This is a genomic window from Streptosporangium sp. NPDC048047 (assembly GCF_040653115.1).
Taxonomy (GTDB): Bacteria; Actinomycetota; Actinomycetes; order Streptosporangiales; family Streptosporangiaceae; genus Streptosporangium.
Genome location: NZ_JBEZNH010000009.1, coordinates 1 through 25,242 on the forward strand (window position 1 = coordinate 1; position 25,242 = coordinate 25,242).

At 71.8% G+C, this 25,242-nt stretch carries 22 protein-coding genes and 1 pseudogene; 13 read left to right on the forward strand and 10 right to left on the reverse strand.

The genetic code is table 11. The features are described 5' to 3' along the window. Nucleotides 1–242 precede the first annotated feature (242 nt). From AB0D67_RS10435 to AB0D67_RS10450, 4 genes are all read left to right on the forward strand, one after another. Nucleotides 243–599 carry a hypothetical protein gene (locus tag AB0D67_RS10435; protein ID WP_362932137.1) on the forward strand — a complete coding sequence of 119 codons (357 nt, stop codon included), beginning with the start codon at nt 243–245 and terminating at the stop codon, nt 597–599. After that, nucleotides 596–1,039, forward strand: a complete 444-nt coding sequence (locus tag AB0D67_RS10440) for an ATP-binding protein (protein WP_362932139.1) — start codon at nt 596–598, stop codon at nt 1,037–1,039. The genes AB0D67_RS10435 and AB0D67_RS10440 overlap by 4 nt, the downstream gene beginning before the upstream one ends. Nucleotides 1,040–1,248: 209 nt before the next feature. Continuing rightward, on the forward strand, nt 1,249–1,617 hold the full coding sequence (locus tag AB0D67_RS10445) for a hypothetical protein (protein WP_362932141.1): 369 nt from the start codon (nt 1,249–1,251) through the stop codon (nt 1,615–1,617). Nucleotides 1,618–1,765: 148 nt separating this feature from the next. Continuing rightward, the gene (locus AB0D67_RS10450; protein WP_362932143.1) at nt 1,766–3,355 is read left to right on the forward strand and encodes a serine/threonine-protein kinase; all 1,590 of its coding nucleotides are present in this window, start codon (nt 1,766–1,768) and stop codon (nt 3,353–3,355) included. 26 nt (nt 3,356–3,381) lie between these two features. Here AB0D67_RS10450 and AB0D67_RS10455 read toward each other — a convergent pair whose 3' ends face one another. The 3 genes from AB0D67_RS10455 to AB0D67_RS10465 all read right to left on the reverse strand — a co-directional run bounded on the left by AB0D67_RS10455 (nt 3,382) and on the right by AB0D67_RS10465 (nt 7,461). Beyond that, nucleotides 3,382–4,119, reverse strand: coding sequence for an FHA domain-containing protein (locus AB0D67_RS10455; RefSeq protein WP_362932145.1), 738 nt, complete (start codon nt 4,117–4,119; stop codon nt 3,382–3,384). Nucleotides 4,120–4,399: 280 nt separating this feature from the next. Further along, on the reverse strand, nt 4,400–6,094 hold the full coding sequence (locus tag AB0D67_RS10460) for an RICIN domain-containing protein (RefSeq protein ID WP_362932147.1): 1,695 nt from the start codon (nt 6,092–6,094) through the stop codon (nt 4,400–4,402). Between the two features lie 671 nt (nt 6,095–6,765). Next, nucleotides 6,766–7,461 carry a nuclease-related domain-containing protein gene (locus tag AB0D67_RS10465; RefSeq protein ID WP_362932149.1) on the reverse strand — a complete coding sequence of 232 codons (696 nt, stop codon included), beginning with the start codon at nt 7,459–7,461 and terminating at the stop codon, nt 6,766–6,768. 308 nt (nt 7,462–7,769) lie between these two features. Between AB0D67_RS10465 and AB0D67_RS10470 the strand changes: the two genes are divergently transcribed. The 4 genes and pseudogenes from AB0D67_RS10470 (at nt 7,770) to AB0D67_RS10485 (ending at nt 12,016) form a co-directional block, all read left to right on the forward strand. Next, a complete protein-coding gene (locus AB0D67_RS10470; protein WP_362932151.1) occupies nt 7,770–8,351 on the forward strand; it encodes a TetR/AcrR family transcriptional regulator in 582 nt (193 codons plus the stop codon). Between the two features lie 197 nt (nt 8,352–8,548). Further along, a pseudogene (locus tag AB0D67_RS10475) lies at nt 8,549–9,487 on the forward strand (YafY family protein); the annotation flags it as partial. A gap of 170 nt (nt 9,488–9,657) precedes the next feature. Then, nucleotides 9,658–10,314 (forward strand): alpha/beta hydrolase, encoded by a 657-nt coding sequence (locus AB0D67_RS10480; protein ID WP_362932153.1) that lies wholly within the window; start codon nt 9,658–9,660, stop codon nt 10,312–10,314. Between the two features lie 259 nt (nt 10,315–10,573). Further along, on the forward strand, nt 10,574–12,016 hold the full coding sequence (locus AB0D67_RS10485) for an MFS transporter (RefSeq protein ID WP_362932155.1): 1,443 nt from the start codon (nt 10,574–10,576) through the stop codon (nt 12,014–12,016). A 69-nt stretch (nt 12,017–12,085) separates the two neighbouring features. Here the strand turns inward: AB0D67_RS10485 and AB0D67_RS10490 are convergent, their stop codons facing one another. Continuing rightward, nucleotides 12,086–12,835 carry an SDR family oxidoreductase gene (locus AB0D67_RS10490; RefSeq protein ID WP_362932157.1) on the reverse strand — a complete coding sequence of 250 codons (750 nt, stop codon included), beginning with the start codon at nt 12,833–12,835 and terminating at the stop codon, nt 12,086–12,088. 201 nt (nt 12,836–13,036) lie between these two features. On the opposite strand from AB0D67_RS10490, the gene AB0D67_RS10495 reads away from it, so the two are divergent. Then, nucleotides 13,037–13,477 carry an Rrf2 family transcriptional regulator gene (locus AB0D67_RS10495; protein ID WP_362932159.1) on the forward strand — a complete coding sequence of 147 codons (441 nt, stop codon included), beginning with the start codon at nt 13,037–13,039 and terminating at the stop codon, nt 13,475–13,477. Nucleotides 13,478–13,550: 73 nt separating this feature from the next. Here AB0D67_RS10495 and AB0D67_RS10500 read toward each other — a convergent pair whose 3' ends face one another. From AB0D67_RS10500 to AB0D67_RS10510, 3 genes are all read right to left on the reverse strand, one after another. Further along, nucleotides 13,551–14,807, reverse strand: a complete 1,257-nt coding sequence (locus tag AB0D67_RS10500; RefSeq protein ID WP_362932161.1) for an acyl-CoA dehydrogenase family protein — start codon at nt 14,805–14,807, stop codon at nt 13,551–13,553. 61 nt (nt 14,808–14,868) lie between these two features. Then, nucleotides 14,869–16,038 (reverse strand): acyl-CoA dehydrogenase family protein, encoded by a 1,170-nt coding sequence (locus AB0D67_RS10505; protein WP_362932451.1) that lies wholly within the window; start codon nt 16,036–16,038, stop codon nt 14,869–14,871. A 138-nt stretch (nt 16,039–16,176) separates the two neighbouring features. Then, on the reverse strand, nt 16,177–17,382 hold the full coding sequence (locus tag AB0D67_RS10510) for an acyl-CoA dehydrogenase family protein (RefSeq protein WP_362932163.1): 1,206 nt from the start codon (nt 17,380–17,382) through the stop codon (nt 16,177–16,179). Between the two features lie 269 nt (nt 17,383–17,651). Here AB0D67_RS10510 and AB0D67_RS10515 point away from each other — a divergent pair, with 269 nt between their 5' ends. After that, nucleotides 17,652–18,233, forward strand: a complete 582-nt coding sequence (locus tag AB0D67_RS10515) for a GNAT family protein (protein WP_362932165.1) — start codon at nt 17,652–17,654, stop codon at nt 18,231–18,233. A gap of 191 nt (nt 18,234–18,424) precedes the next feature. On the opposite strand, the gene AB0D67_RS10520 is transcribed toward AB0D67_RS10515, so the two are convergent. After that, nucleotides 18,425–19,168, reverse strand: coding sequence for an FAD-dependent oxidoreductase (locus AB0D67_RS10520; protein WP_362932453.1), 744 nt, complete (start codon nt 19,166–19,168; stop codon nt 18,425–18,427). 223 nt (nt 19,169–19,391) lie between these two features. Between AB0D67_RS10520 and sigJ the strand changes: the two genes are divergently transcribed. After that, entirely contained in the window at nt 19,392–20,381 is a 990-nt protein-coding gene (sigJ, locus tag AB0D67_RS10525; protein WP_362932167.1) for an RNA polymerase sigma factor SigJ, read from the forward strand. 45 nt (nt 20,382–20,426) lie between these two features. On the opposite strand, the gene AB0D67_RS10530 is transcribed toward sigJ, so the two are convergent. Beyond that, nucleotides 20,427–21,767, reverse strand: coding sequence for an OmpA family protein (locus AB0D67_RS10530; RefSeq protein WP_362932169.1), 1,341 nt, complete (start codon nt 21,765–21,767; stop codon nt 20,427–20,429). Nucleotides 21,768–22,232: 465 nt separating this feature from the next. Between AB0D67_RS10530 and AB0D67_RS10535 the strand changes: the two genes are divergently transcribed. Together AB0D67_RS10535 and AB0D67_RS10540 are read left to right on the forward strand one after the other, a co-directional pair. Beyond that, nucleotides 22,233–23,765 carry an FAD-dependent monooxygenase gene (locus tag AB0D67_RS10535; RefSeq protein WP_362932171.1) on the forward strand — a complete coding sequence of 511 codons (1,533 nt, stop codon included), beginning with the start codon at nt 22,233–22,235 and terminating at the stop codon, nt 23,763–23,765. A gap of 51 nt (nt 23,766–23,816) precedes the next feature. After that, complete coding sequence (locus tag AB0D67_RS10540) at nt 23,817–24,164, forward strand: DoxX family protein (RefSeq protein ID WP_362932173.1); 348 nt, start codon at nt 23,817–23,819, stop codon at nt 24,162–24,164. 64 nt (nt 24,165–24,228) lie between these two features. Here the strand turns inward: AB0D67_RS10540 and AB0D67_RS10545 are convergent, their stop codons facing one another. Then, nucleotides 24,229–25,017 (reverse strand): TetR/AcrR family transcriptional regulator, encoded by a 789-nt coding sequence (locus tag AB0D67_RS10545; RefSeq protein ID WP_362932175.1) that lies wholly within the window; start codon nt 25,015–25,017, stop codon nt 24,229–24,231. Nucleotides 25,018–25,242: the final 225 nt, after the last annotated feature.

A 25,242-nucleotide genomic window follows, 5' to 3' on the forward strand; every position in this document is an offset into this window, starting at 1 on the left:
CAGCCACTACCGCCGACGAGGAGATCCGCTCCCTCAAAATCTACGAATGTAGTACCTGTTCCGGCGGCGATACCGCGACACGGTTTGCACAAACCAGCGGCCGTCATCCCCCGCCATCTCCGGTTACGCCCACCAGCCATTTCATCGCCTGCCGCGAGGGCAATCTAAGCACACGCATTCCCCTTCCGGCAGGAAGGACGGGAAAGCGGATGAGCCCCCTTCGGACAGGAGAGAAATCAGCGATGCCCCATCAGGAAAACAGCATTTCCCATTCCTCTCCCGGCCCCTCGAACGCCCCGGGCCCCGCCGCCGTGGAGCAGCAGACCCGGTTCATCCACCTGGTACGGCTCGGCTGGGACCTGCGTGTCATCGGGGTCCGCACCTCGCTGGTCCTGCCGGTGGCCGGGGATCCCGTACTGGAGGTCCACGCGGCGGCCGGGGTCCTCGCCCGGATCACGGCCGTACGGCGTCGCCGCGGCTGGGTCTTCACCTGGCGGCCCTGGTGGGCGCGTCTGTGGCGCCGGGGCGAATGGGTGTGGGCGGAGGCCGACAACGCGGCCGACATCGTCATGGCCGAGGTCGCCGGGGTGGCCGCGTGAGACCGGACGGGCGGGCCGTACGGTCCCGCGTGTGGAGGCGGGAGTTCCCCGGCCGGGCGTCCTCCGTGCCGGCCGCCCGCGCCTGGGCCCGCGACCTGCTGGCCGTACGGCTCGCCCCCGGCGTCCTCGACGACGTCCTGCTGCTGCTCAGCGAGGTCGTCACCAACGCCGTCACCCACTCCGACTCCGGCCATACGGCCGGCGGCCGGGTGACCGTCCACCTGTCCCACGGCTCCGAGGGCGTCCACGTCGAGGTCACCGACGACGGCTCGGCCACCAGCGCGCCCGCCGTACATGTGCCGCGGACCGACGACGACGGCGGACGGGGGATGTGGCTGGTCGCCCTCCTCGCCACCACCTGGGGCGCCTCCGGGAACGACGACGAGGCGGGCAGATCCGTCTGGTTCGAGATGCTCCGCGATCCGTCCCCGGGGCCGTGAGATCTTCGCGGCGCTGGAAGCGGTGCTTGGGAGACGGCGGCGCTTCGGAGACGGCGGCGCTTTGGAAGAGGAGCTCGACCTCCCGCTCCCTCGAACCCTACAGGTTACGGAAATCCGGGTCCCCGTCACAGGATGTCCCTGCACCAGAAGAACACACGAAGGGGATGACGCGCCGGAACCCGCCGGCGCGGAACGACGGGAGGAAGAGCTTGGACGGCAGACGACGAATCGGTGCGGTGCTGACGGCCCTGGCCGTCAGCGGCGGTCTGTTCACCGCGGCCGGACCGGCCGCGAACGCGCAGGCCCGCTACTACTACAACACGTGGAAGAACGCGTCGGGCTGGGCGGCGCCCACCCCCCACGACGACCTTCCCATCGGCACGCTCTACGCGGGGCGCAACTACTTCTTCTGCCAGAGGCAGAACGCCGTGCACCCCTGGACCGAGGGGAAGTACAAGAACAACTGGTATCTGTACACCGACCTGGACACCCCCAGGGGCGCCAAGGGGTGGATCTCCGCGGTCTACGTGACCGTCGGCGGCAACTGGGAGCCGATCCCCGGCCTGCCGCGCTGCTGAGGGTCGCGGCCGGGCCGTACGGTCCCACCGGACGGGGGCATCGTACGGCCCGGCCGTAAATCGCCGGTTACTCATCCCATTCGCCCGCCTTTTCGAGGAAAGATCAATTTCTTCCTCACGGACCGGGGCCGTCCGACATAATCGAGGAATGGAGCCGGCTGGCTGGGCGGTACGGGTTCCGACGGGATACACGCTGGGGGTGTGGAAGGTCTGCTCCGGCATCGCGACCGGGGGCTGGAGCAGCGTCTACGAGGCGCGGCGGACGGCTCAGGGGCGAGATGACGTCCCGGACCGCGTGGCGCTCAAGTTCATCCCGACCGGAACGCTGAACCGGCGTCAGCTGGGTCATCTCGCGGACATGGCGCACCGCGAGATGAGGCTGTACGAGCGTCTGGAACATCCCCGGCTCATCAGACTCTTCGACACCCTGACCGTCGACGATCCGGCCCATCCCGAGCTGGACGGCGCCGCGGTCCTGGTGATGGAGCTGGCTTCGGGCTCGCTCGCCGACCTGCGCCGCGAACACGACGCGGGACCGGTCCCCGACGCCCCGCGGCTGCTCGCGGAGGTCTGCGAGGGGATCGCGCACCTGCACGCCGAGGGGTGGGTGCACGGCGACCTCAAGCCGAGCAACATCCTGATCATGGCCGACGGCTCCGTACGGCTCGCGGACTTCGGGCTGGCCGCCGAACTGGAGGGCACCCACGGTTACCTCCCGCCCCTCGGCTCGTCCGACTACGTGCCCCCGGAGCGCTGGACCGAGCCCCTCGGACAGCGAGGCATGCCGGTCCGCACGACCGCCGACATCTGGGCCTTCGGCGTCATCGCCCATCAGATGCTCACCGGCTCCTTCCCGTTCGCCGGGACCACCGCGCGCGGCCGGGCCGCCGCGGCGGCGGAGTACGCCGGGGGGAAGGCGACGCCGGCGCTCGACCCCTCGCTTCCGGCGGGGTGGCGGGAGGTGATCGCCGACTGCCTGACGCCGCGGCACGCCGACCGGCGGGAGCACAGCGCCGAACGGTTGCTGGCACGGGTGCGGGAGCTCGCCGCGGACCGGCCCGCCGCGGCGAGCCGTACACCGGCGCCGTCACGGCCGCGCGCGCTCGCCAGGCTCGTCGTTCCCGTGGTGGCGGCCGGTATCGTCCTCCTGCCCGCCCACGGGGACGGCGCGGGCATCCCGCGGCGGGAGCGCCAGGCGTTCACCCACCAGGGGGAACGCCCGGCGTCCGCGTACTCGAAGTGGTTCCGGACCGACGCCGACATCCCCCGGCGGTACTACGACCTGATCGTCCAGGCCGGCACCATGTGCCACGAGGCGGGCGTGTACCCGGCCTCCGTGGCGGCCATCCTCAAGGCGGAGAGCGGCTTCGACGTCCGGCTCAGCGACCCCGTCAAGAACGAGTACGGCATCGCGCGCTGGTCACCGGAGGTGCTGCAGCTCTACCTGCCCCCGGGCAGACGCAGCGTCGTCCCGAAGCCGCCGTTCACCCCGGAGGACTCCATCCCCGCCCTGGGCCGCTACCTCTGCCGCTTCGCCCCGGCCCTGGAGGCGGTGCCGGGCGATCCCGCGCTGAACCTCGCGGCCTCCTACCGGACCGCCGACTACGTCGTACGCCAGGAGAACGGCATCCCCGCGCGGCTGCGGCCCTACACCGAACGCGTCCTGCGGGCCCTGTCCCGCTACCGGCCCGCGGCGCCGTCACCCGTCGCCTCCGCCGGGGAGCGACCCACGGACTGACCGGGCCTCCCCTCCGCGGGGCGCGGTCAGGGCAGGAGGGCGAGGTGCTCCTCACGCACCAGGTCGAACCGGAGGGCCAGCGACACCAGCGCCGCCCGCTGCCAGTCGGCCTTGGCCGGCGCCCCTCCCTCCGACGGCTCCTTGACCCGCAGCTTCGTACGGGCCAGGTAGTCGATGTGGAAGTTCACCGCGGAACGGGTGAGGTCCGGGCACTGGGGAAGCCCGTGGAGGCGCTCCAGGATCTCCGGCACCGTGGGGATCACCACGGTCGAGCTGTCCCGCAGCCGGGGTTCGCAGAGGGCCACGAGGATGAGGAAGTACTTCGTCGTCTCGTCGAGCGAGAACGCGGCCGTGGTGGCCTCGCCGTGACCGGGTTCCGGGATCCCGGGATCGGCGTAGGCGTGCTGCGACGCGAAGACCATGAACGACGCCGAACCCTGCGTCCCCGGAACCACGACGCGGGCGAACTCGAACGGCACCGGCATGTCCAGCCGTCGCGGCGCCACCTTGACGAACTCCCCGCCGCCCTCGGGGTTCTCGACCACGTACGTGGCGGTGGCGCTCAGATTGCTGATCGTCCAGTGGTCCTCGACCGCGCGCACGCGCCCCGCCAGCCGTGACACACCCGGGTTCGGCAGCCGGATGTCCACCGGGTATCCGTCCGCCCCGCGGCCGAAGGTGGCGTCCTGCCCGACGGCGAGCTCGTGGAGCTCCGGGACATCGGCGCCTCGTGGCGCGGGGAGCTGAACGATGACACCTCTCATACGTGCCGCACCGCCTCTTCCACGCGGTGGCTCCCGAACGCGCCACCCGACACAGGCGACATCATGACAAAAAACGGTCGCGGATGTCATGGACGAGTGACTTCGCATACCGCCGGGCCGTCGGCCGTACCCGTGCCGGGCGACGACGGCGGCGCCGGGGCGGGGAACCGGTCGCCCCGGCGGAACCGGTCGCCCGGCGGGCTCGGCGTGGTCAGGGCGCCGAGCCCGCCGGGCGGGGTGTCACGGCCTCACGAGCCGGACGGGGGTCGTGCCGTACGGGCTAGCCGAAGGTCACGTTGAGGCGGCCGTCCGAGGCGAAGGACCAGTGCATGGCGCCCGCGTAGGAGGAGCACCGGGAGCCGTTCGAGCCCGACCAGAACTGGTTGGAGCCGTCGACGTTGCCGACGGTCTTGTCGTTGCTCCCGCTGCCGCTGCGGCAGGAGGTGTTGTTGCGGAACACCGAGGTGCCGGCGTCGAAGGAGAAGTTGCGCTCGGTGTTGTCGATGCTGACGTTGTCCGAGATCGTCATCGAGCCGGGGTTGCTGTTGTAGGTGAACCCGTGCTTGCCGTTCTTGTAGGCGATGCTGCGCCGGACGACGTGGTTGACCGCGATCTTGTCGCCGCCGAGCTTGTAGCCGTTGCGGTCGCCGTTGCCGGCCTGGCCGCCGTTGCTGAGGGTGCCGTTGCTGTAGGCCAGGGAGTCCTCGATGGTGACCGTGCCGATGGGGCCCGTCTCCGTCTTGGTGTAGAGGTCCCAGCCGTCGTCGATGTTGTTGTGCGACACCGCGTAGCGGAAGACGTTGCCGGAGCCGACGGTGAGCTTCGCGGCGAAGCCGTCGGCGTCCTCGCCGTCGGAGTCGGCGTTGTCGTGCGACTCCGCGCTGAGGACGAGGTTGTTGGACGGCCACTGGTCGCGCGGGGTGTCGGAGGCCATCCGCGAGATCTGCAGCCCGGTGTCGCGGTTGAAGCGCGTCACCGTGCGCTCGAAGACGTTGTTGCTGCCGCCGACGAAGATCCCGTTGTCCCCGGCGCGCTCGACGACGATGCCGTAGACGCGCCAGTACGACCCGTTCACCGCGAGGCCGCGGTTGGCCGGGTCCTCGCTCTGGGCCGAGAAGTTCAGGACGGGGGTCTCACCCGGGTAGGCCGACAGGGTCTTGCGGGCGCCGGAGGTGCCGTTGTTGCCCGCCGCGATGGTGACGGTCTGCGAGAAGTCGTACCTCCCGCCGCGCATGTAGATCGTCCCGCCGGAGGCGACACGGGTGAGCGCCGAGGTGAGCGTCGTCGGGTCCGACTGCGTCCCGGCCGCGCCGTCCCTGCCGCCGGGCGCCACGTACAGCGTGCCGCTCGACGGGGGCGGGGTGGTGGGGGTCGACGTGGGAGTCGAGGTCGGAGTGGACGTGGGAGTGGAGGTCGGGGTGGACGTCGGGGTAGCGGTGGGGCCGCCCGCGGGGCGCAGGGTCCACTGCTTGCTGGTCACCGAGTCGCAGGAGTTCTGCTGCAGGAGGGCGCCGGAGGCGGTGGAGCTGTCCTTGACGTTGAGGCACTTGCCGCCGTTGGAGTTGACCAGGCGGTAGTCGGCCCCGGCCGCGGTGAGGTTCCAGATCTGCGAGGCGGAGCCGGTGCACGCCTCCTGCTGCACGGCCTTGCCCGCGCTGGTGGAGGCGTCGCGGACGCCGACGCACTTGCCGCTGTGCGAGGCCCTGATCTGGTAGCCGGAGCCCGAGGCGGTGAGCGTGAAGGTCTGTCCGGCGGACTGGTCGCACCCGTTCTGCACGAGCTGCACGCCGTCGCCGGTGCTCTGTCCGGGAACCGCGGCGCACAGCCCGCTCCCGGCGTTGACCAGCGTGTAGTTTCCGTTCGACGGGGCCGCCGCGGCCGGTGCGCTGAGCGCGGCCAGCAGTCCGCCGGTCGCGACGACGCCTGCGGTCAGCACGACCGCCGTTTTCTTTCCGAGGGGTTCGTTCCTGCGCACGTCCGGCTCCATTCGTACAGGGGGTGACTGAGGATGGGTCGTTTCAGGGCATGGCGAAGCAAGCCGTGGGGCGGGGTGGACCGGCCCGGACCGTCCGTCGCGCGGAGCGTCGTGGCGGGGCTCCGCCGGCGACCGGACGATGAGCGGGCCGTAGGGGGATGGGAGGACGGGGATGACTACGGGTTCGCTGTCACGCGCGCTTCACCTTCTGTGCAACCGACGGCAACCGGTTGTAGGAAACAGTGACGTTACACGGTGGAAACGTCAACAGGTCAGAGTAAACCTGCAAACGCCGCAGGGCGTCCTGCCTGGTTGAGACCGCTATTTCTGCAACAACCGTTTGCAATAACGGTGATCGGACGGCTTCGTGCGGAGCCCCGACGGATCCGATGACGCCACCCTCGGCCGCCCGTGCCGTACCTCGTGCCGCGACGCCCGCCCATCGGCCAACGGTCGCGGTGAAGAGGCCTCGTCGTGTCGCGCGGAGACCGGCGTCCGGGCCCGAGAGCACCGATCAGGATGTCATGGCCGCCGAACCTCACGGGTGGCGGCCATGACGCCCTGATCGACGGCTCAGGGTGGCGCGGGACCGGCGCGGGCGGGCGGTCGATGTACGGACGGTCTGCACCGGCGGCCGGTTCGTCCGGCGGTCAATCCGTCCGGCGGTCAGTTCATCTCATCCGGCGCAGGACCCGGGCGGCGGTGCGGGCGAGCAGTTCCACCTGCCGGTCGTCGTAGTCCGCCCGCGGACCGGTCAGGATCCAGCGGGTCACCAGGCGCGGCTTGAGGAGCGTGATCCCCTCGGCGGTGACCGTACGGCGCAGCCTGCCGCCGTGCACCGCGAGCAGCGGCTCGATCGTCACCTCGATGCCCGACTCGCGAGTGAGCACCCCGGCCAGGGCGTCGGAGACGTCGACGAGCGCCTTCGCCACCTTCGTGCCGTACTTCTCCCCCAGGAACAGGCGGTCGCCGTAGCGGGCGATCTCGGTGTCGGGGTCCCACGCCTCGTTGTCGACGACCCAGACGCCACCGGGGCCGATGACGAGGTGGTCGATGGACGCCTGCCCGGGGACGGCCCGGCCGTCGAGGACGTGGTAGCCGCGCTTGCGGAGCCTGCGGCGCAGCAGCCTGCCGGTGATGGTCTCGCCCCGTCTCCTGCCCCGCCAGACGGCGGTGGAGTTGTAGGAGTACCAGGCCCAGGCGGCGTCGGCGGCGGCGACCAGCAGGGCGGTCACCACCCCGGCGAGCGGGAGGTTGATGCCGAAGCGGTAACCGAGCAGCAGACCCGCGAACAGGCCGCCGACGGCCTTGACCGCCCGTGCCTTCCGGCGCTCGCCCGCCTCCTTGATCCAGAACTGCTCGTACATGACCTGAGGGGACAGGCCGTGAACCTGGTCCTCTGGCGTCACGTAGATTGATCCGCCGGGCACAGCGAACCCCCGGGAGTCGAGAGCCGACAAGGAACGGATCTGCCACGCTGAAGATCCCTGTGCCAGAAAATACCCAACCGGGGGCTCCAGGCAGCCGAAGGTGACGCAAATAACACACCTACGCCATACACCGGCGCTTTAACCGACCAGTCGGTATGCTGAGCCGGCACACCGCGACGGCCGGATCATCCGGGGCCGGACGACCGGGAGCGGGCGGCGGGGGCCGGACGGCGGGGAGGGGCCAGATGACACGCGACAGGGAGTCCGTACGGCAGCGCCTGCTGGGCGAGGCCACGCGCCTGTTCGCCGAGCAGGGCTTCGAGAGCACCTCGGTGCAGGAGGTGGTCTCGGCGGCCGGCGTCACCAAGGGCGCCATGTACCACTACTTCGACTCCAAGGACGACCTGCTCCACGAGATCTACGGGCGCGTGCTGCGCATGCAGATGGAGCGGCTCACCGCCATCGCCGACGGCCCCGGCACGGTGGGCGAGCGCCTGCACGCCGCCGCCGCGGACGTCGTGCGGACCACGGTCGAGAACCTGGACGACTCCAAGATCTTCTTCCGTTCGATGCACCTGCTGGCCCCAGACACCCGCAGGAGCGTGCGCGCCGAGCGCCGCCGCTACCACGAGCGCTTCCGCGACCTGGTGACCGAGGGGCAGCGCGAGGGCGTCTTCAGCACCGCTTCCCCCGCCGAACTCGTGGTGGACTTCTTCTTCGGCTCGGTCCACCACCTGGGCACCTGGTACAGCGCCGAGGGGCCGCTGTCGGGCGCCGAGGTCGGCGGCCACTTCGCCGACCTCCTCCTGGCCTCCCTGCGCCCCTGACCCGGTCCCCCGCCGTACTTCGTGCGTCTCCCGCCGCGGACCCGACCTCACCGCGCCGCGCCGCGACCCCGCCCGCCGAACTTCGTGCGTCTCCCGCCGCGGACCGTCGGCTCCGCGCTCCGCCCCCGCTCGCCCCGTGGCGGAAGAGCCGCCTATCGCGGAAGGAAGCATTCCGCGATGGGCGGCACAATCGGGGGATGCTGGAAACCTCGGCGCGGCTGCTGCGCCTGCTCTCCCTCCTGCAGACCCATCGTGACTGGACCGGCCCCCAGCTCGCCGAACGGCTCAAGGTGACCACCAGGACCATCCGCAACGACGTCGAACGGCTGCGCGAGCTCGGCTACCCCGTGCACGCCACCCCCGGCGTCGCGGGCGGCTACCGCCTCGGCGCGGGCGCGCAGATGCCGCCGCTGCTCCTCGACGACGAGGAGGCCGTCGCGGTCGCCGTGGGACTGCGCACCGCCGCGACCGGCTCCATCTCCGGCATCGAGGAGATCTCGCTACGGGCGCTGGCCAAGCTGGAGCAGGTGCTGCCGTCCCGGCTGCGCCACCGGGTCACCGCCCTGCACACCGCGACGGTGGCGGTCCCGGACCGCTCTCCCACCACCGTGGACGCCGCCGTGCTCAGCGCCATCGCGAGCGCCTGCCGGGACCACGAGCGGCTGCGCTTCGACTACCTCAACCACGACGGCGGAGAGAGCGTCCGGGAGGTGGAGCCGCACCGGCTCGTGCACACCAGGCGGCGGTGGTACCTCGCGGCGTGGGACACCGCGCGGCAGGACTGGCGCAGCTTCCGCGTCGACCGGATCCGGCTGCGCACCCCGAACGGCGGGCGGTTCGTCCCCCGCGAGGCGCCCGGCGGCGACATCGCGGCCTACGTCACCCGGGGCGTGACCTCCGCGATGATCCGGCAGCGGGCCACCGTACGGTTCCACGCGCCGGCCGAGGCGGTCGCCGAGCGGATCTGGCCCGACTGGGGGGAGCTGAAGGCGTCGGACGAGCGGAGCTGCCTGTTCCACGCCGGGGCCTCGTCCCTGGAGGCCCTGGCGATCCATCTCGGGATGACCGGCCTCGACTTCGAGGTCGTCGATCCGCCGGAGCTTGCCGCGCACCTGCGCGAGATCGGCGCCCGCTACACCCGCGCGGCGGGAGGCCGGTCCGGGGACGGGGACGTCCGCACCGGCGCGGCGGGGACGAAGGAGTCCGGCGGCCTTCCCCTCGGCGCTCAACGCGACCGCACCGGCGCGGCGGGAACGGAGGGGCGAACCGGCGATGAGTTTCCTCCCCGCGGTCCGTCATCACCGTCATGACGACTTTCGCATTCATTCACGGCGGCGGCGGGAGCGCCTTCGACTGGCACCTGCTCGAAGCCGAGCTTCGCGGCCGTGGGCATGACACGGTCGCGGTGGACCTGCCCGTGTCCGATCCGCAGGCGGGACTGTGGGACTACGCGGACGCCGTCGTCCGGGCGGTCGGCGAGCGCCGGGACCTCGTCGTGGTGGCCCACTCGGGGGGCGGCTTCGTCGCCCCGCTCGTCTGCGCGCGCACCGGGGCCGCCGCGCTCGTGCTGCTGACCGCGATGATCCCGAGTCCCGGCGAGACTCCGAACGAGTGGTGGGAACGCAGCGGTTACTCCTCGTCCGGCATCGACGACGAGTACGAGCTCTACATGCACGACGTTCCGCGCGAGCTGGCCGAGCGGGTGATGGCCCACGACGGAGCGCTCGCCGCGAACATGAACATGGACCGGGCGAGCCGCGAGCCCTGGCCGCTGGACGCCTGGCCGGACGTCCCGACGAGGTATCTGCTCTGCCGCGACGACCGCTGCTTCGTCCCCGACTTCGTGCGCCGCCACGTGAAGGAACGGCTCGGCATCGTCCTCGACGAGATGCCCGGCGGCCACATGGCGATGCTGTCGCGGCCGGGCGAGCTGGCCGACCGCCTGGTCCGGATCCTGCCCTGACGATCCGCCGGATCCCCCGGGCCGCGGGAGCCGCGCGAAGCGGGCACGGGGGCGTCCCGCGGCGGTGACGTCGGGTGCGTCACGATGACAGCCGTGCGAAACAGGCACGGGTGCGTCCCGCGGCCCGGTCCCGGTGACCGCGCCCATCACCGGCGGGCTTTTCCCGGAGTCCCGCGTTTCCGGGCCGATGCGGAATCATCCTTTCCGCATTGGCTCGTAACGTTCCTCCCGTCCCCCGAAAGACGGCTCTGGAGGAGCGATGACCACTCTCGACACCCGATCGGCCGAGGCGCCGGAGGCCGCCGGGCCCGCGCCGTACCCGCGGCGCCGGCCCGCGCTCTTCGTGATCCTCGCCGGGTCGGTGATGGAGCTCCTCGACGCGACCGTCACCAACATCGCCGGGCCGGCGATGCGGGCCGACCTGGGCGGCGGCACCTCGATGATCCAGTGGCTCGGCGCGGCCTACACCCTCGCCATGACGGCCGGGCTGCTCACCGGCGGCCGGCTGGGCGACATCGTCGGGCGCAGGCGGATGTTCCTCATCGGCGCGACCGGGTTCGTCGTGGGCTCGCTGCTGTGCGCGGTGTCCTTCTCGCCGGAGACCGTCATCGCCGCCCGGATCGTCCAGGGGCTCTTCGGAGCCGCGATGGTCCCCCAGGGTCTCGGCATGATGCGGGAGATGTTCCCGCCCACGGAACTGCGTGCGGCCCTCGGCATGTTCGGCCCGGTCATGGGCCTGTCGGCGATCGGCGGGCCGGTCCTGGCGGGCTGGCTGGTCGACGCCGACCTCCTCGGCACCGGCTGGCGCATGATCTTCCTGATCAACCTGCCGATCGGGCTGGCCACCCTGGCCGCCGCACTGCGCTTCCTGCCCGCCTCCCGCCCGTCGCGGTCGCTCACCCTCGACCTGCCCGGCGCCGCCCTGGCCTCCCTCGGCTCGCTGCTGGTCGTCTTCCCGCTGGTCCAGGGTCGTGAGTACGGCTGGCCGGCCTGGACGTTCGCGATGATGGCCGCCTCGGCGGCGGTGTTCACGCTGTTCGGCCGGTACGAGTCACGCCGTGCCGGCCGGGGCCGCGACCCGCTGGTCGCGCCCAGCCTGTTCCGCAAGCGCTCGTTCGTGGGCGGCATGTTCACCGGCACGGTCTACTTCGCGGCCTTCACCGGCTTCGGCCTGGTCTTCAACCTCTACACCCAGCTCGGCCTCGGCTACAGCCCGCTGAAGGCCGGCCTCGCCGGGATCCCGCTGTCCGCGGGCATGATCGTCGGCATGGGCCTGGTGCAGGCGCTCCGCGCGCACGGCCGCCGGTTGCTGCACACCGGAGCCCTGATCATGACGGCCGGGGTCGTCGCCCTCCTGCTGCTCCTGGGCGCGGAGGCGGGCCCCTGGCAGTTCGCCCCGGCGCTGCTCGTCACCGGCGTCGGCTCGGGCCTGATCATGGGCCCGTACTTCGAGATCGCGCTGGCCGGCGTCGAACCGCACGAGACGGGGTCGGCCTCCGGCACGCTCACCGCCCTGCAGCAGGTCGGCGCGGCGCTCGGTGTGGCGCTGCTCGGCACGGTCTTCTTCGGCGCGACGGGCGGCGACCCCACCGCCGCCGCCCGTCAGACGTTCTGGGTGGTCGCCGGGATGGTCGTCCTGACCTTCCTCGCCGGCTTCCTCCTCCCCCGCCGGGCCGGCGAGACCGCCGAGGCCGTCCACTGACCCGTCGCCGCGGGTACGGCCGGCGCCCAGGCGCCGGCCGTACCCACGCGGGCGGGCTCGTCGGGGTGGTCAGATCTGGTTGAGACCGCCGTCGACGAACAGCTCGCTGCCCGTGACGAAGCTGCTCTGGTCCGAGGCGAGGAAGAGGGCGGCCGCCGCCGCCTCCTCGGGGCGGCCCATCCGGCCGAGGGGCACCGTGCTCGCGAGGAAGTCCTTGAGCTGCGCGGCCGACTCCTGATCGGAGGCCAGTCCGGCGATCCCAGGGGTGTCGATGGGGCCGGGCACGAGGGTGTTCACCCTGATCCCACGGCCTCTGAGCTCGTTGGCCCAGGTGCGGGCGAGGGAGCGGATGGCGGCCTTGGAGGCGGCGTATACGCCGAATGCCTCGGCGCCGCTGGTGGCGGCGGTCGAACCGGTGAAGATCACCGAGGCGTCGTCGTTGAGCAGCGGCAGCGCCTTCTGCACGGTGAACAGCGTCCCCTTGACGTTGCTGCCGAAGGTCTGGTCGAAGTGCCGCTCGGTGACCTGCTCCAATGGGGAGAACTCACCGCCTCCGGCGTTGGCGAACAGCACGTCGATGCGGCGGCCCTGCTCGGCGATGACGGCATAGAGCCGGTCCAGGTCGGCGAGGTCGGAGACGTCTACGCGGACGCCGGTGACGTTCGCGCCGATCTCGGCGACCGCCGCGTCGAGCGCCTCCTGGCGGCGGCCGGTGATGAACACGTACGCGCCCTCGGCCGCGAACCGGCGGGCGGAGGCCAGGCCGATCCCGCTGTTGGCCCCGGTGACGACCGCCGTCTTCCCGTCAAGCTGTCCCACGGTCTTCTCCTGTTCATGATCACTGGCTGAAGAAACAATTTTTGTTACAGCCAAGTCGGCGACTCGACCTTGAGCACGCCTCGACGGCGGCCTCCAGCCACTGAATAATGTAACCATAGTAGTTACATAGGGAAGGCCGGACACCCCCTCTCCAAGGTCAAAAATGTAATATCAGTGGTTACAGCCCGGGAGGGGAGACGGATGAGCGCGAACAGCAGGATGAGCGTCTTCGTGCACGTGCTGACGTGGATGGCCCTCGACCGGCGCGACAACCCGGAGGGCGCCACCTCACAGCGGATCGCCGGCAGCGTCAACACCAACCCCGTGGTGATCCGCCGCTGCCTGGGGGATCTCCGCAAGGCCGGCCTCGTCCAGGCCAGGCGTGGTGCGGGACTCGGGTGGAGCCTCACACGCGAGCCCGAGGCGATCACCCTGCTGGACGTCTACGGCGCGATCGAGGACGAGACCGTGTTCGCGATGCACCACACCCCGCCGAACACCTCCTGCCCCGTGGGCTTCGGCATCCGCCCGACCCTGCGCCGCGTCTACGGCCGGCTGGACGACGTGATGCGGCAGGAGCTCGCCACGACCACGATCGCCGACGTGCTGCGCGACGTCCTGGCGGAGCAACGCTCCCCCTGACCGGACGTCTCCGGCACCGGGCCGACGGCACCGGCACGGCGCCGGTCAGATCGGGCCGGCCAGATCGGACCGGTCAGATCGGGCCGGGGAGGTCGGCGAGGGCGGACAGGGCGTCGCGGTGGGCTCCGGGGGTGCCGAGCACCGTCTCCGACGTCTTGGCCCGCTTGAGGTACAGGTGCAGCGGATGCTCCCAGGTCATCCCGGTGCCGCCGTGGAGCTGGACGCCCTCCTCGGCGACGCGCACCGCCACCTCCGAACACCACGACTTCGCCACCGCCGTCGCGGCCCCGGCCTCCAGGGCGGCCTCGGTGCCCGGCGCCGGGCGGGCGGCCAGCAGGTTCGCGGCGTTCCTGGCCGCCGCGCGGGCCCGCGCCACGTCCAGCCACAGGTCCGCCATCCGGTGCTTGATCGCCTGGAAGGAGCCGATCGGCCGGGCGAACTGGTGACGCTCCCTGATGTGGGCGAGCGTCGTCTCAAAGCACCACTCGGCGACCCCGAGCTGTTCGGAGGCGAGCAGCCCGGCCCCGGACGCCAGCACCCGCCGCGCGTCGAAGGCCCCGACCCGCTCGCCGGGCGCGCCGGAGAGCGTGACGACGGCGATCGGCCGGGTCAGGTCCAGCGAGGGCACGACGTCGATCCGGGCGTCCCCCGCCCGCACCAGGTAGAGCGCCGTGCCGACCGGGACGAGCAGCACGTCGGCCGCGTCCGCCCCGGCCACCGCCCGGACCTCGCCGTCGAGCGTTCCGGCGTCGTTCAGCGTGACCGCCGGCGGCAACGGCCGGTACGGCGAGGCCGCCAGCGAGACGGCCAGCGCCGCCGTGGTCTCGCCCGCGGCCAGCTCGGCGAGCAGGTCGCGCCCGCCCGCGGAGAGCCCCTCACCGGATCCCGCCGGAGTCTCCTCCTGGAGTCCCGCCGGGATTCCCTCCCGGAGCCCCGCCGGGGTTCCTCCCGAGGGGCTCGCCGGGTTCCCCGCACCGGGTCCCGCCGCGGCCCCCTCCCGGAGCGCCGGGGTCCCCGCCTGGACCAGGGCCTCGGTCGCGAGCACCGCGCTGGTCAGGAACGGCACCGGCGCCACGGCCCGTCCCAGCTCCTCCAGCACCACCGCGGCCTCGCGGGCCGACGCGCCGGCCCCGCCGTACTCCTCGGGCACCAGCAGGCCCGCCACCCCGATGTCCCGCGCCAGGGTCCTCCACAGGCCGGCGAGCTCCGCGTCGTACGGCGAGGCCGACTCGGCGCGCCTCAGCACGGCGTCGGGCCGGCAGCGGTCGGCCAGCAGGTCGCGGACGGAGGCGCGCAGCTCCTCCTCGACCTCGGTGTACAGCAGCGTCATCGGTTCCTCACCACTCCTCGCCCGCCGCCCGCCGCGACGCCGCACGGGCCGTACGGGCCGCTCATCGGGGCAGGTCCTTCCAGGGCACGTCCTTGTCCACGCGGGGCTCCGGCGGCAGGCCCAGCACGCGTTCGGCGACGATGTTGCGCAGGATCTCCGAGGTGCCGCCCTCGATCGAGTTGCCCTTGGCCCGCAGGTAGCGGTAGCCGGGGCCGCGGCCGAAGAAGTCGACGCTCTCGGAGCGGCGGAAGGTCCAGTCGTCGTACTCCAGGCCCTCCTCGCCGCGCAGCTCCACGTCCAGCGCGCTGAGCGCCTGGTTGAGGGAGGCGAACGAGAGCTTCATGGCCGAGCCCTCCGGGCCGGGCTGGCCCGCCGCGAGCTGTTCGCGCAGTCGTGCCCCGGCCAGCCGGGTGACCTCCGCCTCCACCCACAGTGCGAGCAGCCGCCGGTGCAGGTCGTGGGTGCGCAGCTCGGGGCGGGACCGCCAGGTGTCGGCGACCAGGCCGATCATGCCGCCGCCCCGCCGTACCGGGCCGCCGCCGATCGCCACCCGCTCGTTCATGAGCGTGGTGGTCGCGACCCGCCAGCCGTCGCCGACGGCGCCGAGCCGCAGGGAGTCGGGGAGCCGCACACCGGTCAGGAAGACCTCGTTGAACTCCGCCTCGCCGGTGATCTGCCGCAGCGGCCTGACCTCGACGCCGGGGGCGTGCATGTCGCAGACGAAGTAGGTGAGCCCGCGGTGTTTGGGAACGTGGGGGTCGGTCCGGGCGACGAGGATCGCCCACCGGGAGTGGTGCGCCCCGGAGGTCCACACCTTCTGGCCGTCCACGACCCACTCGTCGCCGTCGCGGACCGCCCGCGTGGCGAGCGTCGCCAGGTCGGAGCCAGCGCCGGGTTCGCTGAACAGCTGGCACCAGATCTCCTCGCCCGTCCACAGCGGACGCAGGAACCGCTCCTGCTGCTCGCGGGTGCCGAACGCCAGGATCGTCGGCGCCGCCATGCCCAGACCGATGGCCTGCGTGCCCGGGTCGGGCTGCGGGGTGCCGGCGAGCTCCCGATCGACGACGTTCTGCAGCTCCCGGGACGCGCCGAGCCCGCCGAGCCCCTCGGGGAAGTGGACCCACGCCAGCCCGGCGTCGAACCGCGCCCGCAGGAACCGCTTGCGGTCCCCGGGGTCGTGCCCCCCGGCCAGGAACGCGACGGCGCGTTCCCTGACCGCCTCCTCGTCCATCGTCACGACGCTCCCTTCGCAGTCACGCGATCACTCGGCCATGCGATCGTCCGGCCCGCTCACGACGCCCCGGAGCCCTGCCCCGGCCCGGGGCGGCCCCGCGGTGACCCGGTGCCGGGGGGCGCCTCCGGCACCGGGTCAGTTCATGTGCTTCTTCAGCTCGCGGTAGGCCAGCGAGCGCTTGTGGACCTCGTCCGGGCCGTCGGCCAGGCGCAGCGACCGGGCGCCCGCCCACAGCCCGGCCAGCGGGAAGTCCTGGCTGACGCCGCCGGCGCCGTGGGCCTGGATGGCCTTGTCCAGGATCCACTCGACCTCGCGCGGGGTGGCGATCTTGATGGCCTGGATCTCGGTGTGCGCGCCGCGGTTGCCGACGGTGTCCATCAGCCAGGCCGTCTTGAGCACCAGCAGGCGGAGCTGCTCGATCTTGACCCGCGACTCGGCGATCCAGTCCTGGACGACCCCCTGCTGGGCGATCGGCTTGCCGAACGCCGTACGCGACAGGGTCCGCCGGCACATCAGCTCGACCGCGCGCTCGGCCATCCCGATCAGCCGCATGCAGTGGTGGATGCGGCCCGGCCCGAGGCGGGCCTGGGCGATGGCGAAGCCGCCGCCCTCCTCGCCGATGAGGTTCTCCACCGGCACCCTGACGTCGGTGAAGTCGATCTCGGCGTGCCCGCCGTGGTCGGCGTCGGAGTAGCCGAACACGTGCATGCCGCGCCTGATCTCAAGGCCCGGGGTGTCGCGCGGCACCAGGACCATCGACTGCTGACGGTGGGTGTCGGCCTCCGGGTCGGTCTTGCCCATCACGATGAGGATCCGGCAGTTCGGGTTCATCGCGCCGGAGGCGAACCACTTGCGGCCGTTGATGACGTACTCGGAGCCGTCGCGGACGATGGACAGCGAGATGTTCGTGGCGTCGGAGGAGGCGGTGTCCGGTTCGGTCATGGCGAACGCCGACCGGATCTCCCCGCGCAGCAGCGGCTCCAGCCACTCCTCGCGCTGCCGCTCGTCGCCGAACATCGACAGCACTTCCATGTTGCCGGTGTCGGGGGCGGCGCAGTTGGTGGCGGTGGGGGCGATCCTCGGCGAGCGGCCCATGATCTCCGCCAGCGGGGCGTACTGGAGGTTGGTCAGACCGGCGCCGTGCTCGCCGGGCAGGAACAGGTTCCACAGGCCGCGTTTGCGCGCCTCCTGCTTGAGGTCCTCCATCAGCGGCGGGCTTGACCACCCGCTCTCGGCGGCCTGGGCCTCGAACGCCTCCTCGGCGGGGTGGACGCACTCGTCCATGAAGGCGAGCAGCCTCTCCCGAAGCTCCTCGGTCCTGGCGTCGAACGCGAAATCCATGGCCCTCCTCACGGTCTCCCCGGAGGGTACCGACCGGACGGTATGACTGTCGACAGGGGACGCCGGGGTGTCGGCCGTCCGGCCTCCGGAGCGGCCGCCCGATCACGAGGTCCCCCGGTCGCCGGAACGGTCACCGATCGAAAGACCCCGGTCGCAAGGTCCCGGTCGCAAGGTCCCGGTCGCAAGGTCCCGGTCGCCGAAGTGGTCGCCCGGCAACCGCGCCGAGTGGACCTTCCGGGCCGCGCGCCGACGGCCGTAGGGTCGCCGCCATGACCGCGAAGATGCCCGACCCGCTCGTCCTCGAAGGCTCCGCCGTACGGCTGGAGCCGCTGACCGCCGGCCACGTCCCGGACCTGTTCGTGGCGGGTGGCGGCGACGAGGAGGTGTGGCGCTGGCTCCCGGTCGCCGCGCCGCACACCGAGGCCGAGCTGGCCCGCGTCGCGGACACGGTGGCCCGCGATCCGAAGCACGTGCCGTTCGCGGTGATCAGCCGGGAGACCGGCCGCGCGGTCGGCTGGACCTGCTACGCCGACGTCCCCGGCTTCGACTCCAGCATCGAGATCGGCTGGACCTGGTACGGCAGGTCCGTGTGGCGCTCGGCGGTGAACACCTCCTGCAAGATCCTGCTGATCGACCACGCCTTCGACCATCTCGGCGTGAACCGCGTCCTGCTCAAGACCGACATCATGAACACCCGCTCCCAGGACGCGATCAGGCGCATCGGCGGCGTGCCCGAGGGCGTCCTGCGGCGCCACCGCCGCCGGCCGGACGGCACCTGGCGCGACACCGCCTACTTCGGCATCCTCGACGACGAGTGGCCCGCCCACCGCGCCCGCCTGCTGGCACGCTGAGCCCCGGACCGCCCGGACCGGCGTGCGGGCCCGGGGTGGTTCATCGGCCTCCACCCGTCGATCCGGCCGAGTTCAACCGCCCACCCGTGCGTCATGGCTTCGGCCGCGGGCGGCGTGAGGACGAAACGGCATGCAGCACAACGAGGAGCCCGATCACAACGGCCCGAGCGTGAGAACGCATTCGCAGGTGGTCACGGGGATGTGACCCCTCGTGGAGCGGAGGTCGGCTGCTCGGGACGCGGGCCGCCCTTGGGCCAGAAGCCGGAGCCCGGCTTGCGGGCCTCGCGGCGGATCCTCGACACCCCGAGTCTGCAGGTCGCCTCCTTGATAGCCGCGGCCATGCGCCCCGCGACGTAGAGATTCACCGCGGTGTCGTCTTTGCGGGAGAGCTGTCGTATGCCGCCCCGGCGGCCGAGGCTGACGCACGACCCCGTGAAGGCCTGGTCGATCACCGCCGGTTCGGTTCCCGCGATGCGGCTCAGCACGGTGTCGGCGGCCTGTGCTCCAAGCGGTTGCGCGGCCTGGCAGCTCATCCGCAACGGCCGGCCCGAGGGCGCGGCGGCGTCGCCTGCCGCGATGACGCGATCGTCGTCGAGGCTGGTCAGCGTCTCGTCGGTGAGCAGCCGGCCGAGCCGATCGGTGCGCAGCCCGCTCGCGGCCGCGAGTTCCGGTACGCCGAAACCGGCCGCCCAGATGGTGAGAGCGCTCGCACGCACCGCAGCGCCGGCGAAGACTACCGCGTGCGGCCGGACCTCGGTCACCACCTCGGCCTCAAGCACCGCGACACCGTGCCGGGACAGCCACGTGGCCACGGATCGGCGAGCGGGAGCACTCAGTGACGGTGCGAGGGTCCGGCCGCACACCAGTGTGACCGTACGTCCCTGTTCGGCCAGTTCGGCGGCCGTCTCGATGCCGGTCAATCCGCCGCCGACCACGGTGATCGGGGCATCGAACGGCAATTTCCCCAGCGATCACGTGTTCCGCCGCGGGTGCTCGACGACGACCCGCGTACCTGCCGGGGGCGGTTTCCCGCGTGCTCGATGGTGTCCCGCTGGTTCGACAACGCGGCACTGTGGAATGTGAGGCGACGCGTCGACCTCACAGTTCGCCACGCTGTCTTGTCGAACCGGTGAGAGCGGACCCGAACCGAAGGAGTCGGTGCACGATGGCCAGGACACCATGACCACCCCGTCCGAGCCGGGAGGCGGCCGGCTCGATCCGGGCCTGGCCGTGATCACGCGCGAGCGGCGCCAACTGATCAATCTCGCGTACCGGCTCCTCGGCTCCCTGGCCGACGCCGAGGATGTCGTCCAGGAGGCCTGCGCCCGCTGGTGCGCCATGTCCCGGGAGCAGCGGGACGCCATCGCATCCCCCGGCGCCTGGCTGACCACGGTCGTCGGCCGTCTCTGTCTCAACGTGCTCTCCTCGGCACGGGCCCGGCGCGAGACCTACGTGGGCGAGTGGATCCCCGAGCCGCTGCCCGGACCCGCGGAGTGGATCAGTGGGCGGCCGGACGGCATCGCCGTGGATCCGGCCGATCGGGTCACCCTGGACGAATCGGTCAACATGGCCTTCCTCGTCGTGCTCGAGTCGATGACCCCCGCCGAACGCGTCGCGTTCGTCCTGCACGATGTCTTCCGGTACCCCTTCGCCGAAGTGGCCGAGATCGTCGGCCGCACCCCGGGGGCCTGTCGCCAGCTGGCCTCCTCGGCCCGCCGCCGCATCCGTGCCGCGCAGGCGCCCACGACTCCGGCGGCCCGGCAGGCCCGGATCGTCAGGGACTTCAAGCAGGCTTGGGAGGCCATGGACATCGACGCCCTCATCGCCCTGCTCGACCCCGACGCCACGGCGATCGCCGACGGCGGCGGCGTCGTCGGCGCCGTGCTCCGCCCGGTCGAGGGCGTTGAGCAGATCGTGCGTTCACTGCTCAGTCTCGATGGCAGGCTCCGCGGCCTGACGTTCCTGGAGAATACGGTCAACGGCCGGCCCGGCCTGATCGCCCAGCAGGACGGCGTCACCGTGTCGGTGTACGCGTTCGACATCGCAGGCGACCGGATCAAGCACATCTGGGCGGTACGTAACCCCGACAAGCTCCGGCCGTGGACGGCGGGACGCGGCGCCTCGAACGCGCCGCCGGTGACCCGGTGAGCGGACCGTCGCCCGCCCGACAGCCCTTCCACCCCTCGGACGCCGTTACTGAACGGGGATCCGCAGGTCGCGGAACGGGCCGATCTCGACCTTGAGGGCGCCGGCGGTGCCGGGCAGGGCGAAGAGGTTCCAGAACTCGCGGGTCTGGCCCGGTGCGAACTTCTCTGTGCCGATGCGGACGCCGGAGACGTCCGTGCATGCGCAGTAGGAGTCCACGCCGTCATCGGTGGGTACCTCCAGGCGGCCGGGCAGGTACCGGCGGCCGGCGGCGACGTCGGTCACGCGGACGTTGCTCGCGGCCCGGTACTTGTACGCCTCCCAGTCCTGGGCGCGGTGAAGGTCGGTGAACCAGGTCTCCTCCGAACCCTCGTTGGTGATCTTGTAGGTGAGCAGGCCGAGGCCGCCGGGCAGCCGGCGGAGACCCGTGACCTCCATGGTGATGGGCCGGCTGCCCGCCTTGGCGGCGCCGGTCAGGCCGGTCTCGCCGGGGGATGTCGTGGCCACCGGCTCCCGGGCGACGGGCCGGGGTTTGGGGAAGGTCACGGTGACGCGGCGGTTACGGCGCCTGCCCTCGTCGCTGTCGTTGTCGTACAGCGGGCGGCGCGAGCCGTACCCCTCGGCCTGAAAGCGGATCCCGTCCCGGGACAGCAGCGCCGACAGGGTGCGCCGCACCGCCTGGGCGCGGCGCAGTGACAGTGGGTCGTTGATGGCGTCGTCTCCGGAGGAGTCCGCGTGGCCCGCCACCGTCACCACCGTGGCGGGGGAGGCGTCGATGAGCTTGGCCGTGCGAGCCATGATCGACTTGGCATCGGGGGTGAGAGTGGCCTCGTCCACGGCGAACAGCACGTCGGAGGAGAGGTTGACCTGCAACTCCTTGCCGTCGTCGGCGGTCTCCTCTGATTCGTCCAGGGACTCGGACGTGAGGACGAGGCGGCGGGCGACCGGCGTGACAGGCTCGGCGTCGGGGTCGGGAAAGTCGCCGGCCGGAGCCTCGTCACTGATGGGCACGTCGAGCATCGGCGGGCCCACGGGGGTGACGACGGTGGTCGTCGCGGGGTTGCCCGACGGTGCGGGCAGCACCGCGTAGACGGTGATCGATCGGCCGGGGCCGATGAAGCGGCTGAGGCCGTCGCGGTCCAGGTCGCTGCACAGACACGGGGAGCCCGCGGGTTCGTACGGAAGGATCCAGGCGCGGGCCCGCGTGTCGAGGACGCCGATTCCGGAGGCCCACCTGATCGCGCCGAGGGGGCGGGTACGGTCGGCCATCTCGCCGGGCCAGGGCAGGTGCCTGTCAGTGCCGGTGTTGGACAGGCGGATCTGAGCGATGAGGTGCTTGCCTTTGACGCGGTTGAGGCCCACGACCTCGACTTTGAGGTTCTCGGTCATGGTGCTGCGGGTTGCGGCCAGGGCCGGTCGGAAGGCTTGATCCGATGCCGCGGGCGTGGCGGGCGGAGTGCCGGTGGCCGGGGCACTCGCCGTCGGCGCGGTGGCGGCGGGCGCGGGCTCCTTCATCGGCGGCACCCCGCACCCGGCCGTGGCGAGCGTGAGTACGGCGGTCAGGGCCAGGATCCGATGAGACGTGAGGCAGGATGCATCGGTTCCGGAACGAGCGAAGCCTGCGACGACTCCTGCGGCCCGTGGTTTTCTTTGCATGAGAGACCCTTTTCAGATGGCCTTGGGCAATACGTGCACACCGAGGACAAGATCGCCCATACCGGTTCCGGCAAGGTCGGGCCGCCCTTAAGAACGTACCATACGGTATAGTATGGAAACTGATTCGCAGCGATCGATCCACTGACCGAGGACTTCGGCCGAAACCTCTCTGAATTCCGTCCTGAATCGAGGGATGACATGACCGACGTAGAGGTGCTCATCGTCGGAGGCGGACCGACCGGGCTGACGCTGGCCTGCGAACTGGCCCGGCGCGGCGTCACCTTCCGAGTGATCGATAAATCTCCCCGATTCCACCGTCAGTCCCGGGGCAAGGGCATACAGCCACGCAGTCTGGAGGTGTTCGACGATCTCGGTGTGGTCCAGGACTTCCTGGACGCGGGGACGTCCGAGATGCCGGCGCGGATTCACATGGACCGCCGGTTCGTCGCGGAGCTGCACCTCCTGGCCGATGTCCGCCCGCGACCGGATGTGCCGTACCCGACGCTCGTCCTGCTGCCGCAGTGGCGCACCGAGCAGATACTCCGCGCCCGCCTGGCCGAGCTGGGCGGGCACGTGGAGTGCGGCCTGCGACTGACCGGCCTCAAACAGTCCGGCAGCCAGGTCGTCGCGCACCTCGCCACGGGCGAGGTGATCCACGCCTCCTACCTCGTGGGCTGCGACGGCGGTGGTAGCGCCGTGCGCGAAGCCGCCGGGATCGCCTTCCCCGGGCTGGTGTCGGAGACCGAGCACTACCTGCTCGGTGACGTGGAGGTGGACGGCCTGCCCCGCGACGGCTCCTATGTCTGGTACTCAGCGGATGAGTCCTCCGTCGGCCTCGCGCTGCTGCCCGGTACGCGGTCGTGGCAGTTCGGCCTCACCGTACGCCCCGGTGAGGAGGGTGCCGGCCAGGAGCCCTCACTCGAGCTTTTCCAGCGTCTGTTCGCGCAGCGCACCGGCCGGACGGATGTGCGCCTGCACAATGCGACCTGGCTGTCACGCTTCAGCTACAAGGTACGGCTCGCCGACCGCTACCGGTCCGGCCGCGTCTTCCTCGCCGGAGACGCCGCCCACGTCCACCCGATCGCGGGCGGTCTCGGCATGAACACCGGCATCCAGGACGCCTACAACCTGGGCTGGAAGCTGGCCCTCGCGGTACGCGGTCAGGCCTCCGACAGCCTGCTCGACACGTATGAGCGAGAGCGCCGCCCGGTGGCCGAATCCGTGCTCAAGACCAGCGGCGCCGGCATGACCGCGCTGTTCTCCACCAGGCCTCTGATGACCTTCTTACGCGACCGGATCATCCTGCCGCTGATGCGCAGCACCGCGGTGACCAAGGCGATCATCAGCAGGACCTCCCAGCTCAACGTGAACTACCGAGACTCCGAGTTGTCGGTCGGCGACAAGGGCAAGGTCCGCCCCGGCGACCGGGCGCCCGATTCGCCGTGCCGGCACCCGGTGACCGGCGAGCAGTCGCGGCTGTTCGACCTCTTCCGCGGTCCTCACTTCACGCTGCTCCGGTTCGGCGCGGTGGTGCCGGGTCTGGCCGAGCGCCTGGACGCGCTCTGCGGTGACGACATCCGTGTCCACCATCTGGAGCCAGGGCCCCCGAGCAAGCGCTATGGCGCCGGCGAGGGCACGTTCGTCCTCGTCCGGCCGGACGGCTATGTGGCCGTCCGGACCCGGTCAGGCGACGCGGTGGTCGACTACCTGAGGACGTTCTCGGTCGCCTGAGTCACAGAGCGCCATCGACCGGCCCATCACTCTCACGGACAAGGAACCATCGTGTTCGTCGCCTACCTCGTGATCACCCTCCTCGCCTCGGCCGTCGTCGGCCTGGCCGCCGTCGCCAACCTCATCGGCCATGAATACCCCAGGAAGCAGGCGGACCAGCTTCGTGTGCCCCGTTCCTGGATGCTGCCGCTGGGCGTGATGCTGGCGGCGGGCTCGCTGGGACTGCTGGCCGGGTTCGCCGTTCCGGTGCTGGGCCTGCTCGCCGCCGCCGGCCTCGTGTCGTACTTCCTCGGCGCGTTCTGCGTTCACCTGCGGGCCCGTGACCACCACTTCGGCGCGTGGTCCGCGTTCTTCACGCTGGCGGCGGCCGCCCTGGCCGTGAACGTGGCCTACCACTGAGTTCGAGGACGAGTCCGCCCATCGCGCCCACCTGCCGGCACGCCGAGACCAGGGGCGCGCCGGGTCAGGGGCGGGTGAATTCGGCATCGGCCGGGGCGGAGCCCAGCATGCCCGCCAGCACCTCCCCGACGCCCAGACGCAGGTCGTCGAGGGTGGGTTCGGCTCCCGCGCCGGCGATGGCGTCGAAGATCACTCCTTCGCCGTAGGCGACCATCTGGCGGCCGTGCCGTACCGGGTCGGGGGATCCGGCCGCGGTGAGGACCGCGACGGCCAGCGTGCGGAAGCGAGCCCCCGCCGCGTCGTAGATCCTGCGCAACTCGGGGCGGCGGGTGGCCTCCAGCGCCAACTCGTAGCGGGCGACCGTACGGCGGCGGTCGACGGTGAGCTGCGCCCACAGGGCCTGCGCGGTCATCTCGGCGAGCGCACCGGGGGTGACCGGCCCGAGGCTCTCTTCGTGCCCCGACTCCGGCTCTGAATCCGGCCCCCGGTCGGGCACCGGGCCCGGGGCGATGTGCCCGCCGGGCGGCGCGTGCTCCGGGCCCGGGGCGGCGTGCCCGCCGGGCGGCGCATGTCCCGCGGTCCCGGGCCCCGGACCCGGGGCGACGGGTTCGACCCCGGTCGCGGCGCGTTCGGTGGTGCCGAGGAGCGGCTCGAAGACCGCGCCCTCGATCTCGGCCAGCCGTTCCAGGGCCAGCTCCAGCAGAGCAGAGCGGGTCCGGGCGAGGTTGGAGGTCGAGCCGGGCGGCAGCCCCGCCTCCTCGTCCACCGCCCGGTGGGTCAGGCCGCGCATGCCCCGCTCGGCCAGCAGGGTGATGGCGGCCTCCGCGACGACCAGGGCGCGTTCCGACTTCATGCGTCGAGACTACACCTGTAGTGAATCCGCGCTCACCTACCGTGAGTCCCGCGACCAGGTCATGAGCGTATCGGCGCCGGGCGCACCTCGTTCACGCCGCCGGGGCCAGGCCAAGGCTGGGGCCGGAGCCGGGGCCGGGGTCGCAGCCGGAGCCGGAGCCGAGGCCGGGCTCAGGGCCGGGCTCAGGGCCGGGCTCAGGGCCGGAGCCGGAGGACGGCGGGCCTC